The sequence below is a fragment of the Haloarcula nitratireducens genome (genome assembly GCF_019599505.1).
The window spans coordinates 26203-36053 of the sequence record NZ_RKLT01000028.1 but is presented as its reverse complement, the minus strand read 5'-3'; the positions used below and the strand labels follow the sequence as shown (position 1 = coordinate 36053).

At 56.6% G+C, this 9851-nt stretch carries 7 protein-coding genes and 1 rRNA gene; 4 read left to right on the top strand and 4 right to left on the bottom strand.

Going from position 1 to position 9851, the window contains the following annotated elements:
• The 3 genes from rrf to EGH23_RS23370 all read left to right on the top strand — a co-directional run.
• A 5S ribosomal RNA gene (rrf, locus tag EGH23_RS23380) occupies window positions 1-101 on the top strand; the annotation flags it as partial.
• A 244-nt stretch (window positions 102-345) separates the two neighbouring features.
• Window positions 346-882 (top strand): PEP-utilizing enzyme, encoded by a 537-nt coding sequence (locus EGH23_RS23375; protein ID WP_220582397.1) that lies wholly within the window; start codon window positions 346-348, stop codon window positions 880-882.
• Between the two features lie 390 nt (window positions 883-1272).
• Window positions 1273-3471 (top strand): DUF7827 domain-containing protein, encoded by a 2199-nt coding sequence (locus tag EGH23_RS23370; protein WP_220582396.1) that lies wholly within the window; start codon window positions 1273-1275, stop codon window positions 3469-3471.
• A 294-nt stretch (window positions 3472-3765) separates the two neighbouring features.
• Here the strand turns inward: EGH23_RS23370 and EGH23_RS23365 are convergent, their stop codons facing one another.
• The 4 genes from EGH23_RS23365 to EGH23_RS23350 all read right to left on the bottom strand — a co-directional run bounded on the left by EGH23_RS23365 (window position 3766) and on the right by EGH23_RS23350 (window position 9025).
• A complete protein-coding gene (locus tag EGH23_RS23365; RefSeq protein ID WP_220582395.1) occupies window positions 3766-4407 on the bottom strand; it encodes a hypothetical protein in 642 nt (213 codons plus the stop codon).
• A gap of 374 nt (window positions 4408-4781) precedes the next feature.
• The gene (locus EGH23_RS23360) at window positions 4782-6665 is read right to left on the bottom strand and encodes a sensor histidine kinase (protein ID WP_220582394.1); all 1884 of its coding nucleotides are present in this window, start codon (window positions 6663-6665) and stop codon (window positions 4782-4784) included.
• Window positions 6666-6807: 142 nt separating this feature from the next.
• A complete protein-coding gene (locus tag EGH23_RS23355) occupies window positions 6808-7731 on the bottom strand; it encodes a glycosyltransferase family 2 protein (RefSeq protein ID WP_220582393.1) in 924 nt (307 codons plus the stop codon).
• 61 nt (window positions 7732-7792) lie between these two features.
• Window positions 7793-9025 (bottom strand): FAD-dependent monooxygenase, encoded by a 1233-nt coding sequence (locus tag EGH23_RS23350; protein WP_220582392.1) that lies wholly within the window; start codon window positions 9023-9025, stop codon window positions 7793-7795.
• An 83-nt stretch (window positions 9026-9108) separates the two neighbouring features.
• Between EGH23_RS23350 and EGH23_RS23345 the strand changes: the two genes are divergently transcribed.
• Entirely contained in the window at window positions 9109-9765 is a 657-nt protein-coding gene (locus EGH23_RS23345; RefSeq protein ID WP_220582391.1) for a helix-turn-helix domain-containing protein, read from the top strand.
• Window positions 9766-9851: the final 86 nt, after the last annotated feature.

The following is a 9851-nucleotide window of genomic DNA, read 5'->3' as shown; positions in this document are numbered from 1 at the left end:
TTGCCTCCCGTACCCATCCCGAACACGGAAGATAAGCCCACCAGCGTTCCAGCGAGTACTGGAGTGCGCGAGCCTCTGGGAAATTTGGTTCGCCGCCACCATTCATTCCCTATATTCATTACAGCCCACGTAGAGAGACATCTGACCTCTCCGCGTGGGCTGTTCATGTACACATTCTTTGGTGGCTGGAAACTAACCAACAAAATCACGCTTGTAGAGACGCTGTTGGTTAGCACTCCTTTGCTAACACTCGTTTAAATATGCGCCTACGCACGTGCGTGACTATTTGCTAGCGAGGGGCGACTCGACCGACCGGACGACGTTTGGTATCTTCGCAAGAATGAATTGTTCGCTGCGCTGGACGGCGAATGCGCCGATGTCGATATCGATACCCGCCGTCGAGAGCACACACGGAACATCGAACTCGACGCGCCGCCCGTGCTGACGAGCGAGGGGGAAGTCGTTCGTGGCCAGACGGAGTCCGAGCCTCCCTCCGAAAACGCGCTGGTCGGGACCGGCGTCTCCCCGGGCGTCGTCGAAGGCGTCGCTCGCGTCATCCGGGATCCAAAGACCGCAACGGTCGAGCGCGGCGAGATACTCGTCGCGCCGTTGACCGATCCTGGGTGGACGCCGCTGTTCTTGAACGCCGCCGGGCTGGTCTCCGAAGTCGGCGGCGCTGTCAGTCACGGGGCGCTCGTGGCTCGGGAATATGGCCTCCCCGCCGTCGTCTCCGTCTCAGACGCGACGAGACGGATTCGAACCGGGCAACGGATCCGCATCGACGGGACTCATGGTACAGTCGAACTACTCACCGAAGATCCGAAGACCAGCGACGAGGAGCGTGCCGAGCGGCACGAGACTAACTCAGCGGAAAGACCATAGTTTCGAACGCAAGTTTCCCAGGGTCAGAAAGCTAATCTCTCTGTACCGGAGCAGTCTGTTCTTTTCGATGACTGACATTCTCCTTTGTGTTCGCGCGGAGAAATCTGTATAGGTCAGCATGTCAATAATTGTCTGACATTCTATAAAATATCGAGATTTCGCCACTAAACGGGTATCTGAGTCCTTATAGGGCGGAATCTCTTGCAGTAGTTCGCTGACGTTTGGGCTACCGGATACACAAAGCATTTACCAAGTGCGCCGATAGGGTATCGTACCCCTACCCAAGGCGACAGAAGTGAGTACACGGGTCCGGTCTACGCGTGGTCACGTGGACCGCGCACCGACCAAGTGGAAAACTGCTGACGCCGCCCGATAGCAAACCCACAAACTATGACAGATACAAACGAAAAAATCCGCAGCCTGTTCCTGACAGCGCTGATGGTCTTCGGCGTATTCGCCGGGACCGTCGCGTTCGCCGGAGCCGGTACTGCGGCTTCGAACCTCTCACCGGGGACTTTCTATAGCGGTCAGGAAGTCACGGTGGATGGCCTCAGTACTAACACCGACTACCAAGTGCGTACCGTTGACGACGACAACAACGTCGACAGCCTCCGACGCGCTGTCTCGAGCGATGGTGACGGCGTAGTCACCTTCGAGCTTGACGGCCGTCTGAGCGAAGGCAACTTCGTGCTCGTCCGCTCGAGCGATCAGGCTGTTATCAACGCCACGTCTGGCTCGGTCGACAGCAGCGACACTGCTGCCGAAGACCAGCAATTCGAGGTCATCCCACAGGACCTCACCGCTGAGTTCGACGACGACACGGCCGGCACTACCGGCGACAGTGCCACCGTGGACTACGAGATCAGCTCCGACGTCCGGAACGACTACAACGTCAACGTCTCCGCGGAAGGTCTCGACGCTGACGAGCTCGAGAGTATCTTCGGTGAAGCGAACGTCAACCGCACGTTCGAAGACGATGACACCATCGAAATCGCCGACGCTGAAGGCGACTACGAACTCGACTTCAGCAACGTCGACACCGGTAACTACACGTTCGAAGCGAACGTGACCGACGCAGACGCGTCCGACTCTGACACCATCGAGGTCGTCAGCACGGACGACGAGAACGCAGGCTTCGCACAGTCTGTCACCGAAGAGCAGCGCGGTGACGTCGCCGAAGTGACCGTCCAGATGGAAAACACCGACACTGCGCTCGTGCAGATCGGTGACCAGGACAACGATGGTTACTTCCTCACCGCAGAGGTCGAGGACGGTAACGACGACGGCGAAGTTACCCTCGAATTCAACAGCTTCACCGCTGGCGCTGTCGCTGCTGACAACGTCGTCTCCGTTGCTGATGACGACGACAGCATCGAGGCAGCCTACCAGGGTGGCGACTTCACCAACACCGACCGCGCAGTCGGTCAAGACGTCCTCGCAGCCACGGACTACGACCTCCTGGCAACTGCTGACACCGGCGAACTCGCCGATGACAACACTATCGACAGCGAGCAGTCCTTCGCGACGCTCTCGCTGACCGAACGGTCGACCGAGGGCCTGCAGGTCTGGACTGCCCCCGAAAGCGCGCTCGGTGACGAGCTTGAAGACGCTGACGCCGAAGACGTCTACAGTCTCGTCGAGAGCAACAACCTGACGCAGGCTGACACGATCGCGCAGGAAGATGCCGTTGTTGTGCAGGTCCAGGCCTCCGGTCTGGAAGGTCCTGTCGAAGCAAGCAACTACTCCGCTCTGAGCGGTGTTGCATTCACCCACGAGATCGAAGCTGCCGCAGCGAACCCGAACTCGGACTCTTCCTCCGTTGCGGTTGCGAACCTCACTGAGAACATCATCTACGATGAGGCGAACGACACGCACTTCGTCGTCATCGACAGTGATGATATCACTGGTGAGTTCAACCACGACGATGGTGACGAGTACGAAGCCAACTTCACGATGCTGGACACCACTGACCTCGCTGAGGATAACACCTCGGTCAGTGACTCCTTCACCATCGAAGACCGCGACGCGACGCTGAACGACGGTGAGGACATCACCGTCGAAGCCGCTGAGGACCAGCAGGTTACCGGTCAGACGAACGTTGCACCCGGCACGGAACTGACCGTCCGGATGCGCAGCACGACGTCCGGTAGCCCGTTCCTCGTCCAGCCGTCGACCTACGTTGGCGCAAACGGTAGCTACACGGCTACCGCGGACTTCAGCGACTACAGCCCCGGCGCGAACTTCACCGCACAGACGCGTATCAGCGGTGACGACCTCGGCGACGAGGTTGACGGCTCCATCGTTGAAGCGACCAACGAGACGGACAACGAGACTGCGACCCCCGGTACGGAAACGCCGACCGACGGCACTCCGACCGAGACCGGCACTGAGGGTGGCGTGACCGAGACCGCGACCGAAGGTGGCGTGACCGAGACCGCGACCGAAGGTGGCGCGACGCCGACCGAGGGTGGCGACGGTGGCGCTGCGACCGAGACGCCGACGTCCGGTGACGGACCCGGCTTCACGGCCGCCATCGCTCTCGTCGCGCTCGTCGCCGCTGCGCTGCTCGCAGTCCGCCGCGACAACTAACTAACGGGAACCGTTCCCGTCCCTGACTTTCACCCTTTCTTTGGTGCGCTACGTCAAATAGCGACAGCACTCTTGCAGACGAACCCAGCTATCTTTCTCCAAGGAGAGAATCCCGCCGTTTACGGCGAGGATGATGTCACACCGCATCAGCAACGAATTCATCGCAAAACCCGCTGAAAACGGTTGACAAATAATGGCGTCCAAGAATTAGCTGGAGCGCACTTTGAGCGTGCGCTTGAACAGCGACAGTGAACGTGGATATCTTGTTCTTTAAGCCGAAGGCGAGATCGCTGCTCAATCGGTCTCTTCGATTTTGGTAATCGCAAGTTCGCCGGTCTCCGTAGTCGTCGGCTGGCAGTGATAGCCGGAAGCGACGCGATAGTAATCGAGTACTTGCCGCACATCACCGTCGATTGTGGTCTCCCGGAGATCGGATTCCGTAATCACACTACCGTAGTTCTCGTAGAGGGTTTCGAGTGAGAGGTCAGATGGGACGCGCGCGCTGCCGGTTTCACTGGTCGTATAGCGCCGGTCGACGCGTGTCTCATAGCGGTCCCGGTCAATCAGCCAGATCGTCCCGTCCTCGCGACGTTCGAAAACGACAGTCGGGTATGTCCGAATCTCGCGTCGTCCGGCGGCATCAAGAATGAGATCGTACATGTGCCGTGGCAGGCTCGTTTGCAACACGTTCCGAGCTGAGAGATCAATGGCCGCAATGAGATCTGCATTCACCTCTGCAAAGAGTTCAGCAGCCGCCGCCTCATCACCATCCAGATAGAAGACATTGGTGAACTTTCCCGGATTGTTTACCTGAGCAAGACCGGTTGTTCCCCGGACATCGATTGCCCGGACCTCAGATCGCTCCTCATAGTTTAAATTTGAGCGGTCGATACCCGTTTGTGGCCCGGTTTGGAGTTTTTCGTACACCTTCGTCATTAGTTGATGATTGGCTCAGGCGGGCTGGAATAGCTTTGGATTCGGGGGTGGGATCCTCTTGCGAGTAAGCCAGTTGCCTCAATTCACAGGTAGTACGAGGCGGATGCAACGGGACTTGATCCGATGCGGTTGACCCATTTATCCACCTCTTTGTTCTGTACTGACTGAACTGCCATATCCCTCGCGGACTTCTACCTCAATGCCGCTCGCGGGTAATCGAAGAGGTTGTGAAGCGTTGGTGAAATACCTGAGCGATAAGCCCCGAAGCACTCACCCTACTCATCCTGTAGAGCCAGAAAAAAGACTCTTCAGCGCATCCTGGGCAGAGTACGGGGATAACCCCCAATGGGTCTCATACTGTACCGCTGTGATAGTTAGTTCGAAGCTGACCTAACGCCAGTGATTTCGAATCGTGCGCCACCACTGCTGCTATCAGTGATGTCTATCTCCCACCCGTGTGCGTCGACCACTCGTTTGACGATAGAGAGGCCGAAACCGGTGCCATCCTCTGCTGTAGAGTAACCAGTATCGAATACGGTGTCACGGACCTCCGGAGGGATACCTGGCCCATCGTCTTCGACATATAACCCATCAGCCAGTGTACCCACGGTAACCGTCACCTCAGCACCCCCATGATCGAGTGCATTTCGAAAGAGATTCTCGAGGAGTTGGCGGAATCGATCGTAGTCTGCGTGAATGCCCCAGGTTCGACACTTGTCGTCCGCTACCACTAACTCGATTTCCTCGTGGTCGTCTGTCGCCATCATCCACGATGATTCGAGAGCCTGGAGAAGATCAATTGATTCCGTCGATCCGATATCTTTCCCCTCGCGGGCGAGCCACAGGACGTCACCGATGATGCGCTCCATCCGATCGAGTGCATTCACGATCGGCACAATGTGCTCGCTCTCGGTCTCCGATCGAAGCAGTTCTAGACGGCCATTAGCTACGTTCAGCGGATTACGAAGGTCATGGCTGACAGTGCTAGCAAATTCCTCAAGCTGCTCGTTTTGCGTTTCAAGCTGGTGCTCGTGTTGCACACGGTCGAGCGCTGCTTCAACGGTATCAGCTAATATCCGTGCGAGAGCTTCGTCAGTAGCGTCAAAGTCATTAGCAGTAGTAGAACTGAGCAGCATTACACCGTGTTCGCCGAGGGGAAGATGTAGTTCACTCAGAAATGTCGTTACGTTGCTCAACACGTCATCCACTTCGCGCAGGTCGGGGTAGATCTTCGGTTCGCTTTCCTCGAATGCATTCCAGGCCACCCCGTCACCCCTGTGAAGAACTGGCGGCGAGCCAGCGAACATTGCCCCTAACTGATCCGACCACGCGACAGGCACGAGTGCGTCCGCAGTGGGGTCATACAAATGTACACCGCTAAGCGGCAGATCGAGGATTTGCGTGGCGGTCTCGGAGGCAATCGATGCCACCTCTTGCTGACTTGTTGCTGTCATGAGGTCGCGTGTGGCTGTGTGGAGCCCCTCGAGAGCGGCCTCGTGTTCTTTCCGTGATGTCACATCACGAAACACTCTAACAGTTAGCTGCTGATCACCAAGGTCGAAGACTGTTCCGTTGATTTCGACAGGTAGCTGCCGTCCATCCTTGGATTCCAAGTAGAGGTCAGATCCGTCTGGAAACTGCGTAATAATTGCCTGGTCGGAAACAATGTACTGCTCGAAGAGGTCACGATAGCGATCTGAGTTATCAGATGGATGCAAAAGCGTCTGGGACTCTCCGCGGAGTTCCATGAGTTCATAGCCCAGTAAATCAACGATCTGTTCGTTCGCCTCGACGATTGCACCGGTCGTGGCATCGGCAACGACGACCGGGTCCGGCACTGCCTCAAGGATTGTCTTGTACTTTGCTCTGAGAGCTTCTTGCTCTGTGGTGTCACGGACAACTGCGATGACGTAGAGATCACCGTCGAGCTCGATCGGGCTCAAGGAGATATCGACAGGAAATGTGGTCCCATCTTTCCGACGAGCGGCGAGGTCAACGCCAGCACCCATTGGTCGTGTGTCCGGATTGTCCATATATGCTTCTCGGTCAGCGACATGAGCACTTCTCCCGGCTTCCGGCACTAATTTCTCAACCATCTCGTCAGAGAGTTCAGCGGGTTCGTATCCGAAGAGAACGGTCACGCGATTGTTTGCATAGGAAATCCGGCCCTGTGAATCAACAAGAAACATCGCATCAGGCGATGTATCCAGGATCTTCAGAGCCGAGTGGTCAGTGAGAGTGAAATCGAACCCGTTCAATATCTATCAACAGTAATTATACCATTTTAAACATTGTGGTGAATTTATTGATATAGACTTCGTATGGGAGACAGACACCCTCGAAAGCATTCAATCGCCTTTGCGGATAAAGGGCATCTACAAATTGAAAAGAACACCTAGATCAGTTATCGGCCAGTTCAACGTTAAACTTTTCGTGCCAGCGGTAACGTCGGCCACCCCAGACGAACGTTCGACGGAGCAGGCCATATATCATCAATGGCATTGACACCAACACTGCAAGATAGGCGAGGCAAAATGTCCAGCGTCGAAGGCCGAACCAAACGTACACGCTAGCAAGGAAGAACGTCAGACCAACAAATACGGGCAGGGGATACAGCACACCGCCAATCGTAGCAACTGTTCCGAGAACTGCATTCGCTGTGCTTCCCTGGGGGTCATGATGCCGGCCAAGCTTGGTGAACCGAACGTGGCGCTCAACAGTCTCGCGGATAGTGCCCCCGATTTCAACGCGGCGAGTTCGCTTGACCGGCGTGACCTCAGTACGATCAGTAAGGAGTCCATCGTCACTGACGGTCCGACGCAAGTCGCGACAAAACACAGTTTCATCCGGAAGGTCGTCACGTTCGAAGATGACAGCTCCGCCCCACGCGATGTCGCTGGCGTACGTGCCAAGTGTGCCCGCGATGGCATACAGGGGTTCAAGCAGAACGGCCAGCGGGTCCTGGCCGACAAAAAACGGGAGTTCGGTCGTCGGTCCATTCCGGTTGTAATCTTCGTGCAACTGGTCAAGCCAGTCGTCTGGATGATGAAAATCGTCATCAGTCCACACGAGTCTGTCGTGACGAGCAGCTTCCATCCCAGCGGCGATGGCGTTCGCCTTCCCCGAGCAGCCATCGGGCTCTCCGGCGATGACAAGTCGCACGTTCGTAGGGAGTTCTGTGATCGGGTCGGCGATGGGATCGGCCTTGGTGTCACAGATAACGAGCAGTTCATCCGCTGGGCGGAGTTGTGTCACTATCTCTTCGACAACGGGTGTCCATGAGACGGTTGGTAGGAGGACACTCGTAGGCGGGTAGTCAGTCATGGGTATTGGATTTGGGTAACTGGTGGATCTGTAGTGGGTAGCCCAACAATTTCACTGGTGCTCACCCTGGGAGGGACGTACCGGCCGCTTGCCGTCGTCGCACGTGGCGGAGTACCGCATCGGGAACGGTATCGATAACGAAGTTCCGGAGCCCACAGCCAAGCGACGATTGTATCGTTCCGAGGCGACCGAGACGATAGGATTCGCTGCGTACGCGGTCCGCACGCGGCTTGCGTTCAGATTCGTAGGTAGCGAACGCGCGGTCATGTCGCTCGTGGGATGCGATAGCATCAGCAAGCAACAATCCATCTTCAATAGCTTGTGCAGCACCTTGGCCGGCGAACGGAAGCATAGCATGGGCAGCGTCGCCGGCGAGAACAACACGGTCCCGTGACCAAACGTCGAGTGAAGGGAGATCTTCGAGGTCAGTCATAATGAGGTCGTCTGGATTGAGTCGGTCCAGAATCGCCGGGATCGGATCGGGGTAGTCAGCAAGGCGAGTCCGAAGCGCCGATACAGTCGTGTCTGTAGCCTCGTAATCGTCGGTGAGTGGTTCGGGTGCAGTTGCAAACCAGTAAAAGCGATTTTCATCGACAGGCGAACCACCCGTATAGGTTCCATCACCCCATATCTCGAATCCCTGCGTCTGGTATGGTGCTGGGAGGTCAAGCGTGACCAGTGTGCGGTACGCTACACCGCCAAGCTGGCGAGGCTCGACGTCAGGAGCGACGACGTTGCGGACCGTCGAATGAATGCCATCGGCGCCGACAAGAATGTCAGGAGTGATTGTGGTGCCATTGGCAAAGTGGACGACTGGTGGGTCTGTTCCGTCAACATCGACACAGGCCATGCCAGTTCGGACGTCGGTATCCAACTCATCGAGAAGGAGACGCTGAAGGTCAGCACGATGAATGGCGACGAAGCCGTACCCGAACTCGCGACGTTCAACGTCGTTTAGGTCGAATTGTGTCATGAACGAGCCGTTTGGTGAACGCAGTCCACCCGTATCGAGCTGCATCCCAACATCGCAAATACGGTCGGCGATACCAAGCCGATCGAAGACGAGCAGTGCGTTCGTCTGGAGAAGGATGCCGGCGCCAATGGGTTGGTACTTAGACGCAGCCTCGTAAACTGTCGGCGACAGGCCGCGCTGTTCGAGCGCGACTGCGACGGTGAGCCCACAAATACCACCACCGACAATTGCAATCTCGCGAGTCGACCCGTTGTTGGTAAGAGTCCGATTCGATTGTGCCTGCTTCGACAGAATCGGCGATGGCGGTTGATTCGTCGGCATATATGAACGAATGCATGCGACTCAGAACGGGCTGGTGGGGGTTATCCACGCTCTTTTAAGTCATATCGCTGAGTGGGTGTAGTATGCGGTATATGACGGTGCGGTTGGCCCCTGCCGAGGGAGATGGATTCCACCCGCTTGGCAAACAACTCTCGGCGGATCCAGAAATTCAGCGAGAGGCCATCCATCACGTGAAATTCCTTGACGACAAAACGGTGCTGACGTTTGCGGAAGGAAGTGGCAACCGAGATCGGTATGAAGAGATCATGTCGTCGTCACCGTCCGTGCATAATTACTTAGTTTCGGGCGACGACCGCTGGATGGCTGTGAGCCAGTTCGAGCCGACTGAGCCTGTGAGGCGGATTCTGGAGTGGCACCAGAGGGCCGATATCGTCATCGAGACACCCATCTTGTTCGGCGCCGATGGAACGCAGAAAATCACCATCATCGGCGATGAGTCGGCGTTCAGGACGCTCTTCGACGAGGCAGAGGCTATGGCGTCACTTGAGTTCGAAATTGTAGAGACTGGGGAGTACGAGCCAGACACCCAGCAGTTTACGCGGTCGTTAACGAGCCGACAGGAAGAAGTACTTGCAGCGGCCGTCGAGGTCGGATACTACCGAGCGCCACGGGAGGCGACGCACGAGGACATTGCCGAGGCAGTTGGTCTGGCACCGTCAACCGTTGGTGATCATCTTCGGAAAATCGAGGAGCGCGTTTTCGAAGCGATTGTCCGGTGAATTCCGCAGGATGACCTCTTGACGAATAGGTCCGCTGGGTCTTACTGACAGAGTGAACCAGCGGATCAAATATCCTTGATTCAATG